The following is a 24,087-nucleotide window of genomic DNA, read 5'->3' on the forward strand; positions in this document are numbered from 1 at the left end:
GGAGGGCGTCGACCTCAACACCGGGATGCTGCTGGGCTGGGACTCCGGCGCCACGGCGCTGCTGAGCTGTTCGATCGTCGGGGACCTGCCCGCGACCGGTCGGCGCCGGTCACGGCCACCCTGCCGCCCTGGCAGAATCGAGGGTGGCCGTCTGTACGGGACGGCGCAGTCGACTCCCAGAGTTCCGGCGGTCCCATGCCCCTCACCCTCGCCTCCCTCGTCCAGCACTCCGCACTCAGACTCACCGTCCGGGCGGGGGCCGGGAGCCTCGGTACGCCGGTGCGCTGGGCCCACGCCAGCGAGCTCGCCGACCCGGTCCCGTACATGGACGGAGGCGAACTGCTGCTCGTCACCGCGACCAACCTGGACGCCGAGGACCCCGAGGCGATGCGCCGGTACGTGCGGCGGCTGACCGGCGCCAAGGTCGCCGGGATCGGCTTCGCCGTGGGCGTCACGTACGAGGACGTCCCCGCCGCCCTCGTCGACGCGGCCGAGGAGGCGGGGCTGCCGCTGCTCGAAGTCCCCCGGCGCACACCTTTCCTCGCGATCAGCAAGGCCGTGTCCGCTGCGATCGCCGCCGACCAGTACCGCGCGGTCACCGCCGGCTTCGAGGCGCAGCGGGACCTGACCCGGGCCGCGCTGGCGGGGGACGGCCCCGCCGGACTGCTCGCCCGGCTCGCCGCCCACGTCGACGGCTGGGCCGCGCTCTACGACACCTCGGGTGCCGTCGTGGCCGCCGCGCCCGACTGGGCCGCCCGCCGCGCCGCCCGCCTGACGCCGGACGTGGAGCGCCTGCGGGACCGCCCCGCCCCGGCCAGTGTCGTCGTCGGCACCGCCGAGGACACCGACCGGGTCGAGATCCAGTCGCTGGGCACCGGCCACCGGATCCGCGGCGCGCTCGCCGTCGGCACCGGGTCGGCCCCGGGCACCGCCGAGCGGTACGCCGTGCACTCGGCGGTCGCCCTGCTGACCCTCACCACGGCCCGCTCCCGCTCGCTCCAGGGGGCGGAGCAGCGTCTGGGCGCCGCGATCCTGCGGATGCTGCTGGCCGGGCAGCCGGACCACGCCCGGGCCGTCGCCGGGGACCTGTACGGCGGTCTTCTCGACGCGCCCTTCCGCCTCCTGATCGCCGAGACACCCGCCCCGTCGGCCCCCTCCGCTCCCCACCTGCTCGCCGAGACGATGGAAGCCGCCGCCGCCAGAGCCGGAGAGGCCCTCCTGACGGTCCCCGAGGGCGACCGGGTCGTCGTCCTGGCCGCGGACGGCGGTGCGGCCGTCGAGGCCTGCGCGGCCTACGCCCGGGCGCAGGACGCCCGCCCGGCGCGCGAACCCGGTGCGGAGGACGGCGCCGTGGCCGTCGGCCTGTCCGCGCCCGCCGGCCCGGTCGCCGTCTCCGCCGCGTACAAGCAGGCCGAACAGGCCCTCTCGGTGGCCCGCCGCCGCGGGCGGACCCTGGTGGAGCACGAGGAACTGGCCGCGGGCTCCCTCCTGCCGCTCCTGGCCGACGACGCCGTACGGGCCTTCGCCGACGGCGTCCTGCGACCCCTGAGCGAGCACGACGCGAAGGGCCGCGGTGACCTGGTCGCCTCCCTGCGCGCCTGGCTCTCCCGCCACGGCCAGTGGGACGCCGCCGCGGCCGATCTGGGCGTGCACCGCCACACGCTGCGTTACCGGATGCGGCGGGTGGAGGAGATCCTGGGCCGTTCGCTGGACGATCCGGACGTGCGCATGGAGCTCTGGCTGGCCCTCAAGACGACGGCGGCGGCGTCGGCGAAGCCGTAACGGGGACCGCACCCCCTACAAAGCGGCGCGTCGCGGCCGGCGTCCGCTCCACACCGGACAAACGTCATCAGTGGCGCGTCCCCCTACCGTGGGGCCCGAGGGCTCCCGCGCGATCCTCGATCATCACGCTCGTTCACCATCCCGAAGGGCCGGAACCGCCATGACCTCCACCCACGCCTTCTGGCTCGCCGGCCGCCAGGCCACCGGCGAGGACAGCTTCGACGTCACCAACTCCTGGGACGGCCGTCTCGTCGGCACGGTCTCCGTGCCGACCGACGCCCAGGTCGAGGAGGCCGTCGCCGCCGCGTACGCGGTGCGCGAGGAGTTCGCCGCCACCCCGGCGCACGTGCGCGCCGCCGCCCTCGACCACGTCGTGCGCCGCCTCGGAGAGCGCACCGAGGAGATCGCCCGGCTGATCTCCGCCGAGAACGGCAAGCCGATCAAGTGGGCCCGCGGCGAGGTCGGCCGCGCCGTCTCCGTCTTCCGGTTCGCCGCCGAGGAGGCCCGCCGCTTCAACGGCGGGGACGCCCAGCGGCTCGACACGGACGCCGGCGGCACCGGCCGCCTCGGGCTGACCCGGCGCTTCCCGCGCGGCCCCGTCCTCGGCATCGCGCCCTTCAACTTCCCGCTCAACCTCAGCGCGCACAAGGTCGCACCGGCCATCGCCGTCGGCGCCCCGATCATCCTCAAGCCGGCACCGGCCACCCCGCTGTCGGCCCTGATCCTCGGTGAGCTCCTGGCCGAGACCGACCTCCCGGCCGGCTCCTGGTCCGTACTGACGGTCCCGAACGACAAGATGCCCGCCCTCGTCCGCGACGAGCGGCTGCCGGTGATCTCCTTCACCGGCTCGGGACCGGTCGGTTACTCGATCATGGAGTCGGTCCCGCGCAAGCACTGCACCCTGGAGCTGGGCGGCAACGGCGCGGCCGTCGTGCTCGGCGACTGGTCCTCCGAGGAGGACCTGGACCACGCCGCCGGCCGCATCGCGACCTTCTCCAACTACCAGGGCGGCCAGTCCTGCATCTCGGTGCAGCGCGTCATCGCCGACACCTCCGTGTACGACCGGCTCGTGCCGAAGATCGTCGCGGCCGTCGAGGCCCTGGTGACGGGTGACCCCTCCGACGCGGCCACCGACGTCGGCCCGCTGGTCAGCGAGGACGCCGCCCGCCGTGTCGAGTCCTGGGTCGACGAGGCCGTCGCGGCCGGGGCGGAGCTGCTGACCGGCGGTCGGCGCGACGGCGCCACCTACGCCCCTACCGTCCTCGCCGGCCTCCCCGCCACCACGAAGATCGCCTGCGAGGAGGTCTTCGGCCCGGTCATGTACGTGCAGCGGACCGACGGCGAGGCCGAGGCGTTCGCCGCCGTCAACGACTCCCCGTACGGCCTGCAGGCGGGCGTCTTCACCCACGACCTGCGGACCGCGTTCCGCGCACACCGCGCCCTGGAGGTCGGCGGCGTGGTCATCGGCGACGTCCCCTCCTACCGCGCCGACCAGATGCCCTACGGCGGCGCCAAGCAGTCCGGCGTGGGCCGCGAGGGCGTGCGCTACGCGATGGACGACTACACCTACGAGCGGGTGCTGGTCCTCACCGGCCTGGCCCTGTAGGCCCCGCCCGGGTACGGAACGGCCGGAGCCCGCTGTGCGGGGGCTCCGGCCGTTTCCGTACGCCGCGGGGTGCCGCCCGCAGGGTGGTGGGGGTGGCGCGGATCGGGTAGATACGGACAGGTGGAACCGATCGGCACGCGTACGGCCCGACCCATATCCCGACTCGCGGCGAGGTGAGCTCCTCATGTCCGCCCCATCCGACACCCCCCAGGCCCCCAAAGTCACCGAACGCGAAGCACGGCAGGTGGCCGAGGCCGCCCGCGAACAGGACTGGCGCAAGCCGAGCTTCGCCAAGGAACTCTTCCTCGGACGCTTCCGGCTCGACCTGATCCACCCGCATCCCACGCCCGCGGCCGACGACGTGCGGCGCGGCGAGGCCTTCCTCGCCCGGCTGCGCGACTTCTGCGAGGCCCACGTCGACGGCGCCCTCATCGAGCGCGAGGCCAGGATCCCCGACGAGGTGATCAACGGGCTCAAGGAGCTCGGCGCGCTCGGCATGAAGATCGAGACCAGGTACGGAGGCCTGGGACTGACCCAGGTCTACTACAACAAGGCGCTGGCGCTGGCCGGTTCCGCGAGCCCCTCGATCGGCGCGCTGCTCTCCGCCCACCAGTCCATCGGCGTACCGCAGCCGCTGAAGATGTTCGGCACCCAGGAGCAGAAGGACGCCTTCCTGCCCCGCCTGGCCCGCACGGACATCTCCGCCTTCCTCCTCACCGAGCCGGACGTCGGCTCCGACCCGGCGCGGCTCGCGACCACGGCCGTCCCGGAAGGCGACGACTACGTCCTGGACGGTGTGAAGCTCTGGACGACCAACGGCGTCGTCGCCGACCTGCTCGTCGTCATGGCCCGGGTCCCCGCGTCCGACGGCCACAAGGGCGGCATCACCGCCTTCGTCGTCGAGGCGGACTCCCCGGGCATCACCGTGGAGCACCGCAACGCCTTCATGGGCCTGCGCGGCATCGAGAACGGCGTCACCCGCTTCCACCGGGTACGGGTCCCCGCGGCCAACCGGATCGGCCCCGAGGGAGCGGGCCTCAAGATCGCCCTCACCACGCTCAACACCGGACGCCTCTCCCTGCCCGCGATGTGCGTGGGCGTCGGCAAGTGGTCCCTGAAGATCGCGCGTGAGTGGTCGGCCGTACGCGAGCAGTGGGGCAGGGCGGTCGCCAGGCACGAGGCGGTCGGGGCGAAGATCTCCTTCATCGCCGCCACCACCTTCGCCCTGGAGGCGGTCGTCGACCTCTCCTCGCAGATGGCCGACGAGAACCGCAACGACATCCGCATCGAGGCGGCCCTCGCCAAGCTGTACGGCTCCGAGATGGGCTGGCTGATCTCCGACGAGCTGGTCCAGATCCGCGGCGGGCGCGGCTTCGAGACCGCCGCCTCGCTCGCGGCCCGCGGCGAACGCGCCGTCCCCGCCGAGCAGATGCTCCGCGACATGAGGATCAACCGGATCTTCGAGGGCTCCACGGAGATCATGCACCTGCTGATCGCCCGGGAGGCCGTCGACGCCCACCTCAAGGTCGCCGGTGACATCATCGACCCCGACAAGCCGCTGTCGGACAAGGCGAGGGCGGGGGCCAACGCCGCGGGGTTCTACGCCCGCTGGCTCCCGAAGCTGGTCAGCGGACCTGGGCATCTCCCCAGCTCCTACGGCGAGTTCCGCATCCCCGGGCACCCCGACCTCTCCGCCCACCTGCGGTACGTCGAACGCTCGGCCCGCAAGCTCGCCCGCTCCACCTTCTACGCCATGTCCCGGTGGCAGGGCCGCATGGAGACCAAGCAGGGCTTCCTCGGGCGGATCGTCGACATCGGCGCCGAACTCTTCGCCATGAGCGCCGCGTGCGTCCGCGCCGAGCACCTGCGCGCGGGCGACGACCACGGCCGCGAGGCCTACCAGCTCGCCGACGTCTTCTGCCGGCAGGCCCGCATCCGTGTCGAGGAACTCTTCACCCGGCTGTGGTCAAACACCGACGACATCGACCGGCGCGTGGTGGACGGGGTCCTGTCCGGCACCTACGCCTGGCTCGAGGAGGGCGTCCTCGACCCCAGCGGCGACGGCCCGTGGATCGCCGACGCCACCCCGGGCCCGGCCGCCGGGGAGAACGTCCACCGCCCCATCCGCTGAACCGGCGCCCACGCGGGGCGCGTCCACTGCCTGGACGCGCCCCGCAGGCGCGCCCGCCGCACGGCAGGATGGACGCCCGTGACCGTCATCCACGTCCCCGGCTCCAAGTCCGTCACCGCCCGCGCCCTCTTCCTGGCCGCCGCGGCGGACGGCACCACCACACTCCTGCGCCCCCTGCGCTCGGACGACACCGAAGGGTTCACCGAAGGCCTGACCCGCCTCGGCTACCCGGTGACACGGGAGCCGGACCGCTGGCACATCGAGGGGCGCCCCGCCGGGCCCGCCGTCCGGGAGGCCGAGGTGCACTGCCGCGACGGGGCCACCACCGCACGCTTCCTGCCGACGCTGGCCGCCGCCGCGGCCACCGGCAGCTACCGCTTCGACGCCTCCGCGCAGATGCGCCGCCGCCCCCTCGCCCCGCTCACCCGGGCCCTGCGCGCCCTCGGGGTCGACCTGCGCCACGAGGGAGCCGAGGGACACCACCCGCTGCGCATCGAGGCGTCCGGGGTGAAGGGCGGCGAACTCACCCTGGACGCGGGGGAGTCGTCCCAGTACCTCACCGCGCTGCTCATGCTGGGGCCGCTCACCGCCGAGGGCCTCCGGATCGACGTCACGGAGCTGGTCTCGGCGCCGTACGTCGAGATCACCCTGGCGATGATGCGCGACTTCGGCGTGGAGGTGGTGCGGGAGGGGAACACCTTCACCGTCCCGCCCACCGGCTACCGCGCCACCACGTACGCGGTGGAGCCCGACGCGTCCACGGCCTCGTACTTCTTCGCGGCGGCCGCCCTCACCGGCCGCGAGGTCACCGTCCCCGGCCTCGGCACCGGCGCCCTCCAGGGCGACCTGCGCTTCACCGACGTGCTGCGCCGCATGGGGGCCGAGGTCACCACCACGGCGGAGGCCACCACCGTGCGGTCCACCGGCCGGCTCTCGGGCCTGACGGTCAACATGCGCGACATCTCCGACACGATGCCCACCCTGGCCGCGATAGCGCCGTTCGCCTCGTCACCGGTGCGGATCGAGGACGTCGCCAACACCCGGGTGAAGGAGTGCGACCGCCTGGAGGCATGCGCCGGGAACCTGCGGAACATGGGTATCACCGTGCGCACCGGACCCGACTGGATCGAGATCCACCCCGGCACTCCGCGCCCCGTCGAGATCGCGACGCACGGCGACCACCGCATCGTCATGTCCTTCGCGGTCGCGGGACTGCGCACGCGGGGAACGACCTACGACGACCCCGGCTGCGTGCGCAAGACGTTCCCCGGCTTCCACGAGGAGTTCGCACGCTTCGCGGCCGGCGGCGCCCGGTAGGGTTTCCCGGCCCCCCTCCGTCTCCGGTCGTCTCCGGTCGCCCCCGGGAGAACTCGTGGTCACACCCTCCCCGCCGCCCTTCACCCACGGCTACGGCGCGCCCCTCACCTGCCAGATCTGCGGCGCGGTCCCCGCCGTGCACGCCGTCGTGCGCGGCCATCGCGGGCTCGTCGTCACCCTGCGCTTCCTCACGGAGGAGGGGGCGTTCTGCCGGACCTGCGGCACCGCCACCTACCGCGGGATGACCTCGGACACCCTCTGGCAGGGGTGGTGGGGCCTGCTGTCCGTGTTCGCCGCCCCGGTCACCCTCGTGATGAACCTCGGTGCCCGCGCGCGGATACGCGCCCTGCCGCACCCGCTGGGCCATCCGCGGCCCCCGCTCGCGCCGGGCCGCCCCGTGCTCCTGCGGCCGCCCGCCCTGTCGATCATGGTGGCCCTGCTCGTCGTCCTCGGCGCGGTCGTGGTCCCGAAGCTGGGCCCGCAGCTCTTCCCGGCGGAGCGGGCCGCCTTCACCGCGGGTGACTGCGGCCGCAACGACGCCGAGTGGCCCGAGCAGGACCTGGAGGTGGTCGGTTGCAGTTCCGCGGACGCGGAGTTCTGGGTCTCGGCCCCCGAGCGGTGCTGGGGCAGGGACTGGCTGCTGCACATCGACTACAGCGCCGAGTACGAACAGCTGTGCGCCCACCCCATGGAGAAGTGAGGCGTATCCGGCCCCCGATGCCGGCGGCCGCCCCCGGGACCGGGCCCGCGTGCCCCGGTCCGGGGTACGCGCCGACGGGGACGCCCTGTCCTGGCACCCGGTGGATGCGGCGACAATGGTGGGCATGAGCGACAGCCCCGCACCCCTCGCCGACCCGCATCTCGTCTTCGACGCCGCGGCCGGCCGCCGGGATCTGGTGATCCTCGGCTCCACCGGGTCCATCGGCACCCAGGCCATCGACCTGGTGCTGCGCAACCCCGACCGCTTCCGCGTCACCGCGCTCTCCGCCGCGGGCGGCCGGGTCGCCCTCCTCGCCGAGCAGGCCCGCCGCCTGCGGGTGGCCACGGTCGCGGTCGCCGACGCCGGCAAGGCGCCGGCCCTGCGCGAGGCCCTGCGCGAGACCTACGGAGCGGGTGAGACGCTCCCGACCGTGCTGGCCGGTCCCGACGCCGCCGCCGAGCTCGCCGCGAGCGACTGCCACACCGTGCTGAACGGGATCACCGGCTCGATCGGGCTCGCCCCGACGCTCGCCGCGCTGAAGGCGGGCCGCACGCTCGCGCTCGCCAACAAGGAGTCGCTGATCGTCGGCGGCCCGCTGGTGAAGGCCCTGGCCGCCCCGGGACAGATCATCCCGGTCGACTCCGAGCACGCCGCGCTCTTCCAGGCGCTCGCCGCGGGCAACCGCGCCGACGTGCGCAAACTGGTCGTCACGGCGTCCGGCGGCCCGTTCCGCGGACGGACCAGGAGGGAGCTGGCCGACGTGACCCGCGAGCAGGCGCTGGCGCACCCGACCTGGGCCATGGGCCCGGTCATCACGGTCAACTCCGCGACGCTCGTCAACAAGGGCCTGGAGGTCATCGAGGCGCACCTCCTCTACGACATCCCGTTCGACCGCATCGAGGTCGTCGTCCACCCCCAGTCGTACGTTCACTCGATGGTGGAGTTCACCGACGGGTCCACCCTCGCCCAGGCGACACCGCCCGACATGCGGGGCCCCATCGCGATCGGCCTGGGCTGGCCCGAGCGGGTCCCGGACGCGGCCCCCGCCTTCGACTGGACGACGGCCTCCAGCTGGGAGTTCTTCCCGCTGGACACCGAGGCGTTCCCCTCCGTCGGGCTGGCCCGCCACGTCGGCGCGCTGGGCGGCACCGCGCCGGCGGTCTTCAACGCGGCCAACGAGGAGTGCGTGGAGGCGTTTCTGTCCGGACGGCTGCCCTTCAACGGAATCATGGATACGGTCACCGCAGTGGTGGCCGAACACGGCACCCCCGCCACGGGAACCCCACTGAGCGTCGCGGACGTCCTCGAGGCGGAGACCTGGGCCCGCTCCCGGGCCCGGGAGCTCTCGGCGCAAGCGACAGCGGAGGCGCACGCATGAGTACGACGACGATCCTGATGACGGTCCTGGGGATCGCCATCTTCGCCGTGGGTCTGCTGTTCTCGATCGCCTGGCACGAGCTCGGTCACCTCTCGACCGCCAAGCTCTTCGGCATCCGGGTCCCGCAGTACATGGTGGGCTTCGGCCCGACCGTCTGGTCGCGGAGGAAGGGCGACACCGAGTACGGCATCAAGGCCATCCCGGCGGGCGGCTACATCCGCATGATCGGGATGTTCCCGCCCGGCCCGGACGGCAGGCTGGAGGCGCGCTCCACCTCGCCGTGGCGGGGCATGATCGAGGACGCCAGGTCGGCCGCCTTCGAGGAGCTCCGGCCGGGCGACGAGTCGCGCCTGTTCTACACGCGCAAGCCGTGGAAGCGCGTGATCGTGATGTTCGCCGGGCCGTTCATGAACCTGGTGCTGGCCGTCGCGATCTTCATGGGCGTGGCGATGACCTTCGGTTTCCAGACCCAGACCACCGAGGTCGCGGGCGTCCAGCAGTGTGTGATCGACCAGAGCGAGGACCGCGACGTCTGCAAGGCGTCCGACCCCGTGTCGCCCGCCAAGGCGGCGGGGCTCCAGGAGGGCGACACGATCGTCGCCTTCGACGGGCAGGGGATCGACGACTGGGCCACCCTGTCGGACAGGATCCGGGAGACGGTCGGCCCCGCCACCATCACCGTGCGGCGCGACGGCCGGGAACAGACCCTGAACGCCGTGCTCGAGAAGAACGCCGTCGCCAAGAAGAACGCCGACGGCGAGGTCGTGCCGGGTGAGTTCGTCGAGGCCGGATACCTGGGCTTCGCGGCCAGGACCGAGATCCTGCCGCTGTCCTTCGGCGACTCGGTCGTCCGCATGGGCGACATGATCGAGAACGGCGTCGACTCGATCATCGCCCTGCCCTCCAAGATCCCCGACCTGTGGAACGCGGCGTTCGGCGACGGCGAGCGCGCGGAGGACTCGCCGGTCGGTGTGGTCGGCGCGGCCCGGATCGGCGGCGAGGTGATGAACCTCGACGTGCCCGCGCAGAACCAGATCGCGATGATGCTGTTCCTGCTGGCCGGCTTCAACCTCTCGCTCTTCCTCTTCAACATGCTGCCGCTGCTGCCCCTGGACGGCGGGCACATCGCGGGCGCGCTCTGGGAATCCCTGCGCCGCAACGTGGCCCGGGTCTTCCGCCGCCCCGACCCCGGCCCGTTCGACGTGGCCAAGCTGATGCCGGTCGCCTACGTCGTCGCAGGCGTCTTCATCTGCTTCACCCTGCTCGTCCTGGTCGCCGACATCGTGAACCCGGTGAAGATCACCTGAGGTCCCACGGGCCCCGTGTGCCCCACGAGGCGCGGCCGGTCACCCGGGTGGTGTTCCGGCCGCCCCCGGACGGGGGGTTTCGCCGACGGGGTGCGCCCGGTTTTCCTCCGGTGCCGTAACCTCGAAGCCTGGAGTCCGCCGTTCTCGGGACCTCGATCCACACCGATCCACACCTTGGGGATGCTCAGCGCATGACTGCGATTTCTCTCGGAATGCCGGCCGTTCCGACCAAGCTCGCCGACCGACGGGTCAGCCGTCAGATCCAGGTCGGATCGGTGGCGGTCGGCGGGGACGCGCCGGTGTCGGTCCAGTCGATGACGACGACGCGCACGTCGGACATCGGTGCGACGCTGCAGCAGATCGCCGAGCTGACGGCCTCGGGCTGCCAGATCGTGCGCGTGGCCTGCCCGACGCAGGACGACGCGGACGCGCTGGCGACGATCGCGAGGAAGTCACAGATCCCGGTGATCGCGGACATCCATTTCCAGCCGAAGTACGTCTTCGCCGCGATCGACGCGGGGTGTGCGGCGGTGCGGGTCAACCCGGGGAACATCAAGCAGTTCGACGACAAGGTCAAGGAGATCGCGAAGGCGGCCGGCGACGCCGGGACGCCGATCCGCATCGGCGTGAACGCCGGCTCGCTGGACGCGCGGCTGCTGAAGAAGTACGGCAAGGCCACCCCGGAAGCCCTCGTGGAGTCGGCGCTGTGGGAGGCATCGCTGTTCGAGGAGCACGGGTTCCGGGACATCAAGATCTCGGTCAAGCACAACGACCCGGTCGTCATGGTGAACGCCTACCGGCAGCTGGCCGCGCAGTCGGACTACCCCCTGCACCTCGGTGTCACGGAGGCGGGCCCCGCGTTCCAGGGGACGATCAAGTCGGCGGTGGCGTTCGGCGCTCTGCTGTCCGAGGGCATCGGTGACACGATCCGGGTCTCGCTGTCGGCCCCCCCGGCCGAGGAGGTCAAGGTCGGCCTGCAGATCCTGGAGGCGCTGAACCTCAAGCAGCGGCGTCTGGAGATCGTCTCGTGCCCGTCGTGCGGCCGGGCGCAGGTGGACGTGTACAAGCTGGCGGACCAGGTGAGCGCGGGTCTCGAAGGCATGGAGGTCCCGCTGCGGGTCGCCGTCATGGGCTGTGTGGTCAACGGTCCCGGCGAGGCCCGTGAAGCTGACCTCGGGGTCGCGTCCGGCAACGGCAAGGGCCAGATCTTCGTGAAGGGCGAGGTCATCAAGACCGTCCCGGAGTCGAAGATCGTGGAGACCCTCATCGAGGAGGCCATGAAGATCGCCGAGCAGATGGAGAAGGACGGCATCGCCTCCGGCGAGCCCCAGGTCTCCATCGCGGGCTGACGCCCGCACGCCTTCGTGCCCCGCGGGACCCCGGGCGGATTCAGGGGGCCCCGCGGGGCACAGCCGTGTCCGGGGCCGGTTCCCCCTCGCGGGCGGCGGTCCGCAGCCTTGTTCGGTACAGTGCGGAAATCAGCAGACCGTATGGTGAGGCCCCTGAGTGTTGACGCAGACCACTACCCGGGTCCTCGATCCGGGCGAGCTCCCCGCCGCGCTCGCCATCCTCGAGAGCGAACCCGTGGACAACGCGTTCGTGACGTCCCGCGTACGGATCGCGGGCCTCGACCCCTGGCGTCTGGGCGGTGAGATGTGGGGCTGGTACGCCGACGGCCGGCTGACGTCGCTCTGCTACTCGGGCGCCAACCTGGTCCCCATCTGCGCCACCCCGGAAGCCGTCAGGGGATTCGCCGACCGGGCCCGGCGGGCCGGCCGCCGCTGCTCCTCCATCGTCGGCCCCGCAGGCCCCACCGCGCAGTTGTGGCGCCTGCTCGAACCGAGCTGGGGCCCCGCCCGCGAGGTCCGGCCCAACCAGCCGCTCATGGTCGCCGAGGCCCCCTCCGCCGAGGTGGCGCCCGATCCCCTCGTACGCCGTGTCCGCAAGGAGGAGATGGACGTCCTCATGCCGGCCTGCGTCGCCATGTTCACCGAGGAGGTCGGCATCTCCCCGCTGGCCGGCGACGGCGGTCTCCTCTACCAGGCGCGCGTCGCCGAGCTGATCAGCTCCGGACGCTCCTTCGCCCGCATCGAGGACGGGAAGGTCGTCTTCAAGGCGGAGGTCGGTGCGGCCACCTCCCGAGCCTGCCAGATCCAGGGCGTGTGGGTCGCCCCCGAACACCGGGGGCGCGGTCTCTCCGAGACCGGTATGGCTGCCGTCCTGCGCTACGCGCTGGCCGATGTGGCGCCGATCGTCAGCCTCTACGTGAACGACTACAACACCGCGGCGCGCAGGGCCTACAGCCGTGTCGGCTTCCGGGAGACCGGTGCGTTCATGAGTGTGCTGTTCTGACCGCAGGACGCGGCCAGTAGGGTTCCGGCATGGCAGCAGCAACCCCCGCATCCCCCAGGGGCTCCGGGGCCCCCGGCATCCTGGTCGGACCGCTCGACCTCGCCGCCCGTGTCGACGAGGCGCTGGACGTACAGGCACACGCCTTCGGCCTCTCCCAGGACGAGATCGACGTGCGCCGCCACATCGTCCTCAGACACCTCGACCACCCGCAGGCCCGCGCCCTCGGCGCGACCACCGCGGCCGGGCGGCTCGTCGGGTTCGTCTACGGGCTCCCCAACGACCGCGCGCACTGGTGGTCCACCGTCGTCGAACCGTACCTGCGCGCCACCGGCTCCCAGGACTGGCTCGACGCCTCCTTCGTGATCACCGAACTCCACGTGCATCCGGAGTTCCAGCAGCGCGGCATCGGGCGCAGCCTGATCACCACCATCACGGACGCCGTCGACCTGCCCCGGTCCATCCTGTCCGCCATCGACACCGACAGCCCCGCCCGCGGTCTCTACCGGGCACTGGGCTACCGGGACCTGGCCCGCCAGGTGGTCTTCCCCGGCGCTCCGAAGCCGTACGCGGTGATGGGCGCGCCCCTTCCGCTCCGCCGCTGAGGCTTATGGATTTCCGCCCGCACGGGGCGCCCGGCTAACCTCGGGCGCACCACCCTTGCGAGCAGGAGTTCATCATGGCCCAGGTCCAGCGCATGTCCCGATTGATGATCAAGACACTGCGCGACGACCCGGCGGACGCCGAGACGCTCAACCACAAGCTCCTCGTCCGGGCCGGTTACGTACGTCGCACCGCGGCCGGCATCTGGACCTGGCTGCCGCTCGGCAAGAAGGTGCTGGAGAACGTCACCCGCGTCGTCCGCGAGGAGATGGACGCCATCGGCGGCCAGGAGGTGCTGCTGCCCGCGCTCCTGCCCAAGGAGGCGTACGAGGCGAGCGGCCGGTACGACGAGTACGGGGACCTGCTGTTCAGGCTCCAGGACCGCAAGGGCAGCGACTACCTCCTCGGTCCCACCCACGAGGAGGTCTTCACCCAGGTCGTCAAGGACATGTGCTCGTCCTACAAGGACCTGCCCGTGATCCTCTACCAGATCCAGACGAAGTACCGCGACGAGGCGCGCCCCCGCGCCGGTGTGCTGCGCGGCCGTGAGTTCCAGATGAAGGACTCGTACTCCTTCGACACCACGGACGAGGGCCTCGTCGAGGCCTACCGGCTCCACCGCGCCGCCTACATCCGGATCTTCGAGCGCCTCGGCCTCGACCACCGCATCGTCTCCGCCGTCTCCGGAGCCATGGGCGGCTCGGCCTCCGAGGAGTTCCTGGCGCCGGCGCCCGCCGGCGAGGACACCTTCGTCGACTGCCCGAACTGCGACTACGCCGCCAACACCGAAGCCGTCACCTACAAGGCCACCGCCGCCGACGCCTCGGACACCGGCGCCGTCGAGGAGCTCGACACCCCGGACACGCCCACCATCGAGACCCTCGCCGCCCACCTCGGCGTCCCGGCCTCCGCCACCCTGAAGAACCTCCTGGTCAAGGTCGACGGCGAGATCGTGGCCGTGGGTGTGCCCGGCGACCGCGAGGTCGACCTCGGCAAGCTCGGCGAGCACCTCGCCCCCGCCGTCGTTGAGCTCGTCACCGCCGAGGACTTCGTGGGCCGGCCCGACCTGGTGCGCGGTTACGTCGGACCGCAGGGCCTGGAGAAGGTCCGCTACATCGCGGACCCCCGTGTCGCCGCGGGCACCGCCTGGATCACGGGCGCCAACAAGGAGGGCAAGCACGCGAGGAACGTCGTCGCGGGCCGGGACTTCGAGGTCGACGACTACCTCGACGTCGTCGTCGTCGAGGCGGGCGACCCCTGCCCCGAGTGCGGCACCGGCCTCCAGGTGGACCGCGCCATCGAGATCGGCCACATCTTCCAGCTCGGCCGCAAGTACGCCGACATCTTCTCCCTCGACGTCCTCGGCCAGCAGGGCAAGCCCGTCCGCGTCACGATGGGCTCCTACGGCATCGGCGTCTCGCGCGCCGTGGCCGCGCTCGCCGAGCAGACCGCCGACGAGCAGGGCCTGTGCTGGCCCCGTGAGGTCGCCCCGGCCGACGTCCACGTCGTCGCCGCGGGCAAGGCCCTCCAGACGGAACTGGCCCTCGACGTGGCCGGGAAGCTGAACGCCGCCGGCGTCCGGGTGATGGTCGACGACCGGGCCGGCGTCTCGCCCGGTGTGAAGTTCACCGACGCGGAGCTCATCGGTATCCCGAAGATCCTCGTCGCGGGCCGCCGCTCCGCCGAGGGCGTCCTGGAGCTGAAGGACCGCCGCACGGGCGAGTGCGGGCGCGGCCCATGAGCTCCTCGCGCTCGTCCTCGGTCAGGCCGCCCCACACGCCGTAGGGCTCACGTACCGCGAGGGCGTGCGCGGCGCACTCGGCGCGCACCGGGCACCGCATGCAGACCTCCTTGGCCGAGGTCTCGCGGGCGCTCCGGGCCGCTCCGCGCTCACCCTCCGGGTGGAAGAAGAGCGAGCTGTCGACCCCGCGGCAGGCGGCCAGCAGCTGCCAGTCCCACAGATCCGCGTTGGGTCCGGGAAGGCGGGAGAAATCTGCCATTGCGTGTCCCCTCGAAACCTTGCTGTGCCGGAATCGGCGCTCTCGGCCGTCGTGACCGTCGTGTCCGTCGGTGACCTGAATCCCGACCGTACATCTCCGGTGTTAGTAGATGTAAATATGACTGATCAGGAATCTAGCCACAGACTCCAGTGAAAGCGAAGAAAACCCTCTAAATGGGGCATGCCTACGGGTGAAAGGCCGGTGCGGGCCCAGGAATCCCGCGTCGCTCCCGCCCGTGTGCGGCCCCTCACTTAGAGTGCCGAACCAGGCGCTTCGGCCCGTAACTCTTTCGAGTGACCGTCGTTGATGAGGGGGAAGCGGTTGACGGAGAACGAGCTCGGGCAGATGTCCGAGGGGGTCGACCGCACAGGTGACGACTTGTACCAGCCTGGAGGCTCAAGGTGACGCGCATCAGCTGCGGAGGACGGTCATGACATCCGTCCTCGTCTGCGACGACTCCCCGCTCGCCCGAGAAGCGCTGCGCCGCGCGGTTGCGACCGTGCCCGGCGTCGAGCGGGTGACGACGGCGGCCAACGGCGAGGAAGTCCTCCGCCGCTGGGGAGCCGACCGTTCGGATCTGATTCTGATGGACGTACGCATGCCCGGCCTGGGAGGTGTGGAGACGGTCCGGCGACTGCTCTCGGCCGATCCCGGGGCCCGGATCATCATGCTGACCGTCGCCGAGGACCTGGACGGCGTGGCGCTCGCCGTCGCCGCCGGCGCCCGCGGATACCTGCACAAGGACGCCTCGCGCGCCGAGCTGCGGGCCACGGTGACCCAGGCGCTCGCCGATCCGACGTGGCGGCTCGCCCCGCGCCGGCTGCGGTCGGCCGAGATGGGCGCGGCCCCGACGCTCACCGCTCGGGAGATCCAGGTACTCGAGGGCATGAGCCACGGCCGCTCCAACGCCGAGATCGGGCGCGAGCTCTTCCTCTCGGAGGACACGGTGAAGACGCACGCCCGGCGTCTGTTCAAGAAGCTCGGGGCCTCGGACCGCGCGCACGCCGTGGCACTCGGCTTCCGCTGGGGCCTGGTCCGCTGACGGACCGGCGCGCCCGGTAGCCGTACGTTCCCGTCCGCGCACCGGCGGACGGGGCGGCGGTGGCGGCGGACCTGCGGCCGGGCCCTCCCCACCAGCGCTGTGTGACGCTTCCCGGCCGATGCCGCATCCTTGAGGTGTGGAGTTCCTCGGGAACGATTCGGTCGAGCGGAAGGGGAGGGCGCAGGGCATGACATCCGGCGCACCCGCTCATGAGACCCGCACGCCCGCTCATAACGCTTCGGTGCACAACTCGGGACGCGATGCCACGGATGAGACGGCACCAGGGCACCATGGTCCGATGCGTGACGACGAGACGACGGTGATCGGCGCTCTGGTGCACCGTGCTGTCGACGGCGACGCGCAGGCCACCCATGACCTGCTGGCCCACGTCCACCCCCTGGCCCTGCGGTACTGCCGGTCCCGGCTGAACAGGCTGCCCGGTGATGCCCGTCACTTCGTGGAGGACCTGGCGCAGGAGGTCTGCGTCGCGGTGCTGATGGCGCTGCCCCGGTACAAGGACACCGGCAGGCCCTTCGAGGCCTTCGTCTTCGCCATCGCCGGCCACAAGGTCGCCGACCTCCAGCGCGCCGCGATGCGGCACCCCGGGTCGACCGCCGTGCCCTCCGACGAGATGCCGGAGCGGCCCGACGACTCGCTGGGCCCGGAGGAGCGCGCGCTGCTCAGCAGCGACGCGGCCTGGGCCAAGAAGCTTCTCGCCAACCTTCCGGAGAACCAGCGCGAGCTGCTGGTCCTGCGGGTCGCGGTCGGACTGACCGCGGAGGAGACCGGGCAGATGCTGGGGATGTCGCCGGGAGCCGTACGGGTCGCCCAGCACCGCGCCCTGAGCAGACTGCGCGCCCTCGCGGGGCAGTAGGGGCGGCTCAGGGGCGCCCGCACGGTTCTGTGGGAAGCCACGAAACCACCGGGTGATCTTGATCGTGGAATGAGACACCCCGCGAGCCCGTTAGCATGGACATCCGCACCGATCAAGGCCATTTGGGGAAGGTGTCATGACTGCAAACGTCGACGGAGTGCCCGAGAAATTCGCGCGGCTCGGGCTGACATACGACGACGTGCTGCTGCTGCCGGGCGCGTCCGAGGTGCTGCCCAACGCGGTCGACACCTCGTCCCTCATCTCGCGCAACGTACGGGTGAACATCCCCCTGCTCTCCGCGGCCATGGACAAGGTGACCGAGGCGCGGATGGCCATCGCCATGGCCCGCCAGGGCGGCGTCGGAGTGCTGCACCGCAACCTCTCGATCGAGGACCAGGTGAACCAGGTCGACCTGGTCAAGCGGTCCGAGTCGGGGATGGTGACCGACCCGATCACCGTCAACCCCGACGCCACGCTCGGGGAGGCGGACGCGCTCTGCGCCAAGTTCCGCATCAGCGGTGTGCCGGTCACCGACGCCGCGGGCAAGCTCCTCGGCATCGTGACCAACCGCGACATGGCGTTCGAGTCGGACCGGGCGCGCCAGGTGCGCGAGGTCATGACGCCGATGCCGCTCGTCACCGGCCGGGTCGGGATCTCCGGCGTGGAGGCCATGGAGCTGCTGCGCCGTCACAAGATCGAGAAGCTGCCGCTGGTCGACGACTCCGGCATCCTCAAGGGCCTCATCACGGTCAAGGACTTCAAGAAGGCCGAGCAGTACCCGCACGCCGCGAAGGACGCCGAGGGCCGCCTGCTGGTCGGCGCGGCCGTCGGTGCCAGCCCCGAGGCGCTGGACCGGGCGCAGGCGCTGGCCTCCGCGGGGGTCGACTTCCTGATCGTCGACACCTCGCACGGACACAACAGCAACGCCCTCGACTGGATGGCCAAGATCAAGTCGAGCGTCGGCATCGACGTCATCGGCGGCAACGTCGCCACCCGCGACGGCGCCCAGGCGCTGATCGACGCCGGTGTCGACGGTGTGAAGGTCGGTGTCGGGCCCGGCTCGATCTGCACCACCCGCGTGGTCGCCGGCATCGGCGTCCCGCAGGTCACCGCGATCTACGAGGCGGCGCTCGCCGCACGTGCCGCCGGCGTCCCCGTGATCGGTGACGGCGGCCTCCAGTACTCCGGTGACATCGGCAAGGCGCTCGCCGCCGGGGCGGACAGCGTGATGCTGGGCAGCCTGCTCGCCGGGTGCGAGGAGTCCCCGGGTGAGCTGATGTTCATCAACGGCAAGCAGTTCAAGTCGTACCGCGGCATGGGTTCGCTGGGCGCCATGCAGTCCCGTGGGCAGGGGCGGTCGTACTCCAAGGACCGCTACTTCCAGGCCGAGGTGTCCTCCGACGACAAGCTCGTGCCCGAGGGCATCGAAGGCCAGGTGCCCTACCGCGGCCCGCTGGCCAACGTCCTCCACCAGCTGGTCGGCGGCCTCCGCCAGACCATGGGCTACGTCGGCGCGGCGTCCGTCGACGAGATGGAGAGCAAGGGCCGCTTCGTCCGGATCACCTCGGCGGGACTCAAGGAGAGCCACCCGCACGACATCCAGATGACGGTCGAAGCCCCGAACTACAGCAGGAAGTAACACGACAGCGGTGAGGGGCGGACCGGGGTTCCCGGGGCCGCCCCTCACGCGTGTGTCGGGGATACTGGTCAGCGCAGACGTAGAGGAAAGGCCACACCATCGTGACTGAGATCGAGATCGGGCGCGGCAAGCGCGGCCGGCGTGCATACGCGTTCGACGACATCGCTGTCGTGCCGAGCCGGCGTACCCGTGACCCGAAGGAGGTCTCGATCGCCTGGCAGATCGACGCCTACCGCTTCGAGCTGCCGTTCCTGGCCGCTCCCATGGACTCGGTGGTCTCCCCGCAGACCGCCATCCGCATCGGTGAGCTGGGCGGCCTCGGCGTCCTCAACCTCGAAGGGCTGTGGACCCGGCACGAGGACCCGCAGGCCCTCCTCGACGAGATCGCCGAGATGCCCGTCGAGACCGCGACCCCGCGCCTCCAGGAGATCTACTCCGCCCCCATCCAGGAGGAGCTGATCGGCCGGCGCATCAAGGAGGTCCGGGACTCCGGCGTCGTCACCGCCGCCGCGCTCTCGCCGCAGCGCACCGCGCAGTTCTCCAAGGCCGTCGTCGACGCCGGCGTGGACATCTTCGTCATCCGGGGTACGACGGTGTCCGCGGAGCACGTCTCCGGTGCCGCGGAGCCGCTCAACCTCAAGCAGTTCATCTACGAGCTGGACGTGCCGGTGATCGTCGGCGGCTGCGCCACGTACACCGCCGCCCTGCACCTGATGCGCACCGGCGCGGCCGGCGTCCTCGTCGGCTTCGGCGGCGGAGCGGCGCACACCACGCGCAACGTCTTCGGCATCCAGGTCCCGATGGCGACCGCCGTCGCCGACGTGGCCGGTGCGCGCCGGGACTACATGGACGAGTCCGGTGGCCGCTACGTCCACGTCATCGCGGACGGCGGCGTGGGCTGGTCCGGTGACCTGCCGAAGGCCATCGCGTGCGGTGCGGACGCCGTGATGATGGGCTCGCCGCTGGCCCGTGCCACGGACGCCCCCGGCCGGGGCCGCCACTGGGGCATGGAGGCCGTCCACGAGGACGTGCCGCGCGGCAAGCTGGTCGACCTCGGTTCCGTCGGCACGACGGAGGAGGTCCTCACCGGCCCCTCGCACACGCCCGACGGCTCGATGAACATCTTCGGCGCGCTGCGCCGGGCGATGGCCACCACGGGTTACAGCGACCTCAAGGAGTTCCAGCGCGTCGAGGTGACGGTGGCGGACTCGCAGCACAGCCGCTGACGCCACCCGCGTACACGGAAGGGCCCGGACCGTCGTCCGGGCCCTTCCGCGTGTCCGGCGGCCGTGCTCAGCTGGATGCCTTCTTCGCGGCGGAGAAGGCCGCGGCCGCCGCGAACGCGAAGAAGAGGACGCTGATCACGTTGGTGTCGGCCTTCCACGCCTCGTTCAGCAGGCCGAAGTGGTCGAAGAATATCTCCGTGACCGTGACCGGGGCGTGTTCGGTGGCGATGATCGCCTCGCCGAGCAGCTGGCCGCCGTAGACGCTGACCAGGGAGAGGGCCGCCCCGATGACCGGCAGTGCCGGGTTGCGGCCGCCGACCTTGCCCGCCGCGAAGCCGACCAGGAAGCCGACACCCACGGCCGCGTAACCGATCTGGTGCTCGGTGGCGCCGATGATGCCTCCGTACACGCCGGCCGCGACCAGGGCCGCGACGACGGCGGCCAGGAGGCCGAGGCCCAGGTTGTCCCGGACGGGTGCCGCGGGGGCGAAGGGCATGCCGCCGCCGGGCTGCTGGCCGGCGAACGGGTTGCCCGTCGGCGCGCCGGGCTGCTGGCCCGCGTACGGGTTGCCGGGCTGCTGGGCGGCGTACGGGTTCCCGTCGGTGGGCTGCCCGCCGCCGTAGGGCTGCTGGGGCGGGTTCGGCGGCTGGACGGGCTGGCTCATGGTGATTCTTCCCCCTGGGACGGTGATGCGCACGGCTGTGCGAGAAGTGACGCCGCAGGCTAGCAGTACCCGCCGACAGGGCCTACCGGAATCCGTGGGGGCGTCGGTCCCGGCCGTTTCCCTACAGCCGGTGGGCGGCCCCGGCCGGGGTCGCTCCCCGTGTGTCCAGGAGGAGTTGGGCCTTCACGGCGAGGCCCTGGAGGTCGTACGTGCGGTGGTGCTGGAGCAGCACCGTCAGGTCGGCCGCGGCGGCCGCCTCGTAGAGCGAGTCGGCGCGCGGGACCGGTTGTTCGCGGACGCGCCAGTCCAGGACGTGCGGGTCGTGGTAACCGATCTGTGCGCCCATGTCCAGCAGCCGGGTCGCGACGTCCCGGGCGGGTGAGGCCTCCTGGTCGGCGAGGTCCGGCTTGTAGGTGACGCCCAGGAGCAGCACCCGCGCACCCCGGAGGGATTTGCCGTGCTCGTTCAGCAGGGTGGCACAGCGCTGGATCACGTAGCTCGGCATCCGGTCGTTGATCTCCTTGGCCAGCGAGACCATGCGCAACGGGTGGCCCGGGGTGCGGCTGTTGTACGGGAAGTAGCCGGGGTCGACGGGGGCGGCGTGGCCGCCGACGCCGGGGCCGGGGCGGAACGGCTGGAAGCCGAACGGCTTGGTCTCGGCACATCTGATGACGTCCCAGAGGTCGACGCCGAGGTCGTGGCAGAGCACCGCCATCTCGTTGACGAGGGCGATGTTGACGTGCCGGAAGTTGGTCTCCAGGACCTTCGTCATCTCGGCCTCGCGCGGTCCCTTGGCCCGGACGACCTTGTCGGTGAGGCGGCCGTAGAAGGCGGCGGCGGACTCGGTGCACGCGGGGGTGAGGCCGCCGATGACCTTGGGGGTGTTGGCGTAGACGTGGAGGCGGTTGCCGGGGTCCAGGCGCCCGGGGGAGTGGGCGAGGTGGAAGTCGCGCCCGGCCCGCAGCCCGGACCCCTCCTCCAGGAGCGGCCGTACGACGTTCTCGGTGGTGCCGGGCGGCACGGCGGACTCCAGCAGGACGGTGGTGTGCGGGCGTAGCCGCGCGGCGAGTGCCCGGGCCGCATCGGTCACGGCGCGGAGGTCCAGCGTGCGGTCCGGCCCGAGCGGGGTGGGGGCGCAGATCGCGGCGGTCCGGACCCGGCCCAGTTCGGCCGGGTCGGCCGTCGGCCGGAAGCCGCCGGCGAGCATCCGGCGGATCTCCGGGGCGCTGAGGCATCCCTCGACCGGTGTACGACCTGCCGAGAGCTCGGCGTGGGGGCGTGGATCGGTGTCGTACCCGACGGTGTCGATGCCGGCGCCGACGGCCGCTTGGGCCAGGGGCAGGCCGAGGTGACCGAGTCCGATGACAGCGAGGTCTGCGGGCATGTCGAGGGCCGTCCTTCCCTGGGGGCCTTTCGCCGGTCTCCATGACCGGCAAGACAGAAAGCGCAACCGCTGTGGACAGCGCTATGTCAGAATAGGCGTAAATATGACCTATATGTCGCATTCTGTGTCCCTCGTCGACCGGGTGTTGTCCACAGGCGGTGGCTGAAGTCGTGGACCCCGGACAGAATCGAGTGGTGGGCCCGGGTGCCCGGCTTCGCGGCCGGCCCCGTGACCGCGCCGTAGCACCCCGATCCACGAGGAGTACCGGGAGGCAGCAGTGAGGACAGCGACACTGGGACCCGCCGAGCGCGCCGGGGCGCTGGCCGCCATGGCCGAGCGCGAACTGGACATTCTGGTCGTCGGGGCGGGCGTGGTCGGCGCCGGCACGGTGCTGGACGCGGCCACCAGAGGACTTTCGACCGGCCTGGTCGAAGCGCGCGACTGGGCGTCCGGGACCTCCAGCAGGTCCAGCAAGCTGATCCACGGGGGGCTGCGCTACCTCGAGATGCTGGACTTCGCGCTCGTGCGGGAGGCGCTGAAGGAGCGCGGACTGCTCCTGGAGCGGCTGGCCCCGCACCTGGTGAAGCCCGTCCCGTTCCTCTACCCCTTGCAGCACAAGGGGTGGGAGCGGCTGTACGCGGGCTCCGGCGTCGCTCTGTACGACGCGATGTCCGTCTCCTCCGGCCACGGCCGCGGGCTGCCCGTGCACCGGCACCTCTCCCGGCGCCGTGCCCTGCGGGTCGCACCGGCCCTGAAGAAGGACGCGCTGGTCGGAGCGTTGCAGTACTACGACGCCCAGATGGACGACGCCCGCTATGTGGCGGCACTCGTGCGCACGGCGGCGGGCTACGGCGCGCACGTGGCGAACAGGGCGCGCGTCGTGGGATTCCTGCGGGAGGGCGAGCGGGTCGTCGGCGCCCGTGTGAGGGATGTCGAAGGGGGCGGGGAGTACGAGGTCAGGGCCAAGCAGGTCGTCAACGCGACCGGAGTGTGGACCGACGACACCCAGGCGCTGATCGGGGAGCGCGGCCAGTTCCACGTCCGGGCGTCGAAGGGCATCCACCTCGTCGTCCCCAAGGACCGCATCCACTCCTCGACGGGCTTGATCCTGCGCACCGAGAAGTCCGTCCTCTTCGTGATCCCGTGGGGTCGGCACTGGATCATCGGCACGACGGACACCGACTGGGACCTGGACAAGGCACACCCGGCCGCGTCCAGCGCCGACATCGACTACCTGCTCGAACACGTCAACGCGGTGCTGAACACCCCGTTGACGAGGGATGACGTGGAAGGCGTCTACGCGGGGCTGCGGCCGCTGCTGGCCGGCGAGTCGGACGCCACGAGCAAGCTCTCGCGCGAACACACGGTGGCCCATCCGGTCCCGGGGCTCGTCGTCGTCGCCGGCGGCAAGTACACGACCTACCGGGTGATGGCGAAGGACGCCGTGGACGAGGCCGTGCACGGGCTGGACACCCGAGTGGCCGACTGTGTCACGGAGGACATCCCGCTGCTGGGCGCCGAGGGATACCGGGCCCTGTGGAACTCCCGTGCCAGGATCGCCGCCCGGACCGGGCTGCACGTCGCCCGGGTGGAGCACCTGCTCAACCGGTACGGCTCGATGGCCGAGGAGCTGCTGGGCCTCGTCGAGGACGACGCCTCGCTGGGCGACCCGCTCACCGGTGCGGAGGACTACCTGCGCGCCGAGGTCGTGTACGCCGCCTCGCACGAGGGGGCCCGTCACCTCGACGACGTACTGACACGGCGCACCCGCATCTCCATAGAGACGTTCGACCGGGGCACGCGGTGTGCGCGGGAGTGCGCCGATCTGATGGCGGCGGTGCTGGGCTGGGACACGGACCAGGTCGAGCGGGAGGTCGAGCACTACTGCAAGCGTGTCGAGGCGGAGCGTGAGTCGCAGCGGCAGCCGGACGACCTCACGGCCGACGCGGCGCGGCTGGGGGCGCCGGACATCGTGCCGCTCTGACGTCTGCCCGGCGCGCGTCGGCCGGCCCGCGCCCGCCCCGTCCCCGGCCGGTCGGCCGCCCGGCCGGCAGCCCCGCCTCCGCTCGACCGGCCGGCACCGGG

At 71.9% G+C, this 24,087-nt stretch carries 19 protein-coding genes; 16 read left to right on the forward strand and 3 right to left on the reverse strand.

From position 1 onward, the window contains the following. Nucleotides 1–195 precede the first annotated feature (195 nt). The 11 genes from ABZ371_RS10850 (at nt 196) to ABZ371_RS10900 (ending at nt 14,914) form a co-directional block, all read left to right on the forward strand. Nucleotides 196–1,782, forward strand: coding sequence for a PucR family transcriptional regulator ligand-binding domain-containing protein (locus ABZ371_RS10850; RefSeq protein ID WP_358676547.1), 1,587 nt, complete (start codon nt 196–198; stop codon nt 1,780–1,782). A 160-nt stretch (nt 1,783–1,942) separates the two neighbouring features. Continuing rightward, complete coding sequence (locus ABZ371_RS10855) at nt 1,943–3,388, forward strand: aldehyde dehydrogenase family protein (protein ID WP_358676550.1); 1,446 nt, start codon at nt 1,943–1,945, stop codon at nt 3,386–3,388. A gap of 184 nt (nt 3,389–3,572) precedes the next feature. Further along, a complete protein-coding gene (locus ABZ371_RS10860; protein ID WP_358676553.1) occupies nt 3,573–5,519 on the forward strand; it encodes an acyl-CoA dehydrogenase family protein in 1,947 nt (648 codons plus the stop codon). 78 nt (nt 5,520–5,597) lie between these two features. Beyond that, complete coding sequence (gene aroA / locus ABZ371_RS10865; protein WP_358676556.1) at nt 5,598–6,836, forward strand: 3-phosphoshikimate 1-carboxyvinyltransferase; 1,239 nt, start codon at nt 5,598–5,600, stop codon at nt 6,834–6,836. A 55-nt stretch (nt 6,837–6,891) separates the two neighbouring features. Then, nucleotides 6,892–7,536 carry a hypothetical protein gene (locus ABZ371_RS10870; protein ID WP_358676559.1) on the forward strand — a complete coding sequence of 215 codons (645 nt, stop codon included), beginning with the start codon at nt 6,892–6,894 and terminating at the stop codon, nt 7,534–7,536. Nucleotides 7,537–7,660: 124 nt separating this feature from the next. Next, on the forward strand, nt 7,661–8,914 hold the full coding sequence (gene dxr / locus ABZ371_RS10875) for a 1-deoxy-D-xylulose-5-phosphate reductoisomerase (RefSeq protein WP_358676562.1): 1,254 nt from the start codon (nt 7,661–7,663) through the stop codon (nt 8,912–8,914). Continuing rightward, entirely contained in the window at nt 8,911–10,221 is a 1,311-nt protein-coding gene (locus tag ABZ371_RS10880) for a site-2 protease family protein (RefSeq protein WP_358676565.1), read from the forward strand. Before dxr ends, ABZ371_RS10880 begins: the two co-directional genes overlap by 4 nt. 191 nt (nt 10,222–10,412) lie before the next feature. Next, the gene (gene ispG, locus ABZ371_RS10885; RefSeq protein ID WP_129265737.1) at nt 10,413–11,570 is read left to right on the forward strand and encodes a flavodoxin-dependent (E)-4-hydroxy-3-methylbut-2-enyl-diphosphate synthase; all 1,158 of its coding nucleotides are present in this window, start codon (nt 10,413–10,415) and stop codon (nt 11,568–11,570) included. Between the two features lie 157 nt (nt 11,571–11,727). After that, nucleotides 11,728–12,573 carry a GNAT family N-acetyltransferase gene (locus ABZ371_RS10890; RefSeq protein WP_358676569.1) on the forward strand — a complete coding sequence of 282 codons (846 nt, stop codon included), beginning with the start codon at nt 11,728–11,730 and terminating at the stop codon, nt 12,571–12,573. A 29-nt stretch (nt 12,574–12,602) separates the two neighbouring features. Continuing rightward, the gene (locus tag ABZ371_RS10895) at nt 12,603–13,175 is read left to right on the forward strand and encodes a GNAT family N-acetyltransferase (protein WP_358676572.1); all 573 of its coding nucleotides are present in this window, start codon (nt 12,603–12,605) and stop codon (nt 13,173–13,175) included. 74 nt (nt 13,176–13,249) lie between these two features. Then, the gene (locus tag ABZ371_RS10900) at nt 13,250–14,914 is read left to right on the forward strand and encodes a proline--tRNA ligase (protein WP_358676575.1); all 1,665 of its coding nucleotides are present in this window, start codon (nt 13,250–13,252) and stop codon (nt 14,912–14,914) included. Here ABZ371_RS10900 and ABZ371_RS10905 read toward each other — a convergent pair. Beyond that, nucleotides 14,814–15,173, reverse strand: coding sequence for a WhiB family transcriptional regulator (locus ABZ371_RS10905; RefSeq protein WP_358676578.1), 360 nt, complete (start codon nt 15,171–15,173; stop codon nt 14,814–14,816). The two genes, ABZ371_RS10900 and ABZ371_RS10905, sit on opposite strands and share 101 nt — an antisense overlap. A gap of 430 nt (nt 15,174–15,603) precedes the next feature. Here ABZ371_RS10905 and ABZ371_RS10910 point away from each other — a divergent pair, with 430 nt between their 5' ends. The 4 genes from ABZ371_RS10910 (at nt 15,604) to ABZ371_RS10925 (ending at nt 19,954) form a co-directional block, all read left to right on the forward strand. Beyond that, nucleotides 15,604–16,215 (forward strand): response regulator transcription factor, encoded by a 612-nt coding sequence (locus ABZ371_RS10910; protein ID WP_003948568.1) that lies wholly within the window; start codon nt 15,604–15,606, stop codon nt 16,213–16,215. A 298-nt stretch (nt 16,216–16,513) separates the two neighbouring features. Continuing rightward, the gene (locus ABZ371_RS10915) at nt 16,514–17,089 is read left to right on the forward strand and encodes a sigma-70 family RNA polymerase sigma factor (protein WP_056796454.1); all 576 of its coding nucleotides are present in this window, start codon (nt 16,514–16,516) and stop codon (nt 17,087–17,089) included. Nucleotides 17,090–17,225: 136 nt separating this feature from the next. Then, nucleotides 17,226–18,728, forward strand: a complete 1,503-nt coding sequence (guaB, locus tag ABZ371_RS10920; RefSeq protein WP_358676582.1) for an IMP dehydrogenase — start codon at nt 17,226–17,228, stop codon at nt 18,726–18,728. A 101-nt stretch (nt 18,729–18,829) separates the two neighbouring features. Beyond that, nucleotides 18,830–19,954, forward strand: a complete 1,125-nt coding sequence (locus ABZ371_RS10925; RefSeq protein ID WP_358676585.1) for a GuaB3 family IMP dehydrogenase-related protein — start codon at nt 18,830–18,832, stop codon at nt 19,952–19,954. 67 nt (nt 19,955–20,021) lie between these two features. On the opposite strand, the gene ABZ371_RS10930 is transcribed toward ABZ371_RS10925, so the two are convergent. Both ABZ371_RS10930 and ABZ371_RS10935 read right to left on the reverse strand, forming a co-directional pair. Then, a complete protein-coding gene (locus ABZ371_RS10930) occupies nt 20,022–20,618 on the reverse strand; it encodes a hypothetical protein (RefSeq protein WP_358676588.1) in 597 nt (198 codons plus the stop codon). 121 nt (nt 20,619–20,739) lie between these two features. Beyond that, nucleotides 20,740–22,002, reverse strand: a complete 1,263-nt coding sequence (locus ABZ371_RS10935; RefSeq protein ID WP_358676590.1) for a nucleotide sugar dehydrogenase — start codon at nt 22,000–22,002, stop codon at nt 20,740–20,742. A 277-nt stretch (nt 22,003–22,279) separates the two neighbouring features. On the opposite strand from ABZ371_RS10935, the gene ABZ371_RS10940 reads away from it, so the two are divergent. After that, a complete protein-coding gene (locus ABZ371_RS10940; protein ID WP_358676593.1) occupies nt 22,280–23,986 on the forward strand; it encodes a glycerol-3-phosphate dehydrogenase/oxidase in 1,707 nt (568 codons plus the stop codon). Nucleotides 23,987–24,087: the final 101 nt, after the last annotated feature.

The organism is Streptomyces sp. NPDC005899, from assembly GCF_040629645.1.
Classification (GTDB): domain Bacteria; phylum Actinomycetota; class Actinomycetes; order Streptomycetales; family Streptomycetaceae; genus Streptomyces.

Bases quoted from the DNA above. Each gene is read 5' to 3' on its own strand.
- ABZ371_RS10895 (WP_358676572.1), top strand. From the start codon at position 12,603: ATGGCAGCAGCAACCCCCGCATCCCCCAGGGGCTCCGGGGCCCCCGGC.
- guaB (WP_358676582.1), top strand. From the start codon at position 17,226: ATGACTGCAAACGTCGACGGAGTGCCCGAGAAATTCGCGCGGCTCGGG.
- dxr (WP_358676562.1), top strand. From the start codon at position 7,661: ATGAGCGACAGCCCCGCACCCCTCGCCGACCCGCATCTCGTCTTCGAC.
- ABZ371_RS10935 (WP_358676590.1), bottom strand. From the start codon at position 22,002: ATGCCCGCAGACCTCGCTGTCATCGGACTCGGTCACCTCGGCCTGCCC.
- ABZ371_RS10855 (WP_358676550.1), top strand. From the start codon at position 1,943: ATGACCTCCACCCACGCCTTCTGGCTCGCCGGCCGCCAGGCCACCGGC.
- ABZ371_RS10930 (WP_358676588.1), bottom strand. From the start codon at position 20,618: ATGAGCCAGCCCGTCCAGCCGCCGAACCCGCCCCAGCAGCCCTACGGC.
- ABZ371_RS10905 (WP_358676578.1), bottom strand. From the start codon at position 15,173: ATGGCAGATTTCTCCCGCCTTCCCGGACCCAACGCGGATCTGTGGGAC.
- ABZ371_RS10900 (WP_358676575.1), top strand. From the start codon at position 13,250: ATGGCCCAGGTCCAGCGCATGTCCCGATTGATGATCAAGACACTGCGC.
- ABZ371_RS10880 (WP_358676565.1), top strand. From the start codon at position 8,911: ATGAGTACGACGACGATCCTGATGACGGTCCTGGGGATCGCCATCTTC.
- ABZ371_RS10850 (WP_358676547.1), top strand. From the start codon at position 196: ATGCCCCTCACCCTCGCCTCCCTCGTCCAGCACTCCGCACTCAGACTC.
- ABZ371_RS10910 (WP_003948568.1), top strand. From the start codon at position 15,604: ATGACATCCGTCCTCGTCTGCGACGACTCCCCGCTCGCCCGAGAAGCG.
- ABZ371_RS10915 (WP_056796454.1), top strand. From the start codon at position 16,514: ATGCGTGACGACGAGACGACGGTGATCGGCGCTCTGGTGCACCGTGCT.
- ispG (WP_129265737.1), top strand. From the start codon at position 10,413: ATGACTGCGATTTCTCTCGGAATGCCGGCCGTTCCGACCAAGCTCGCC.
- ABZ371_RS10860 (WP_358676553.1), top strand. From the start codon at position 3,573: ATGTCCGCCCCATCCGACACCCCCCAGGCCCCCAAAGTCACCGAACGC.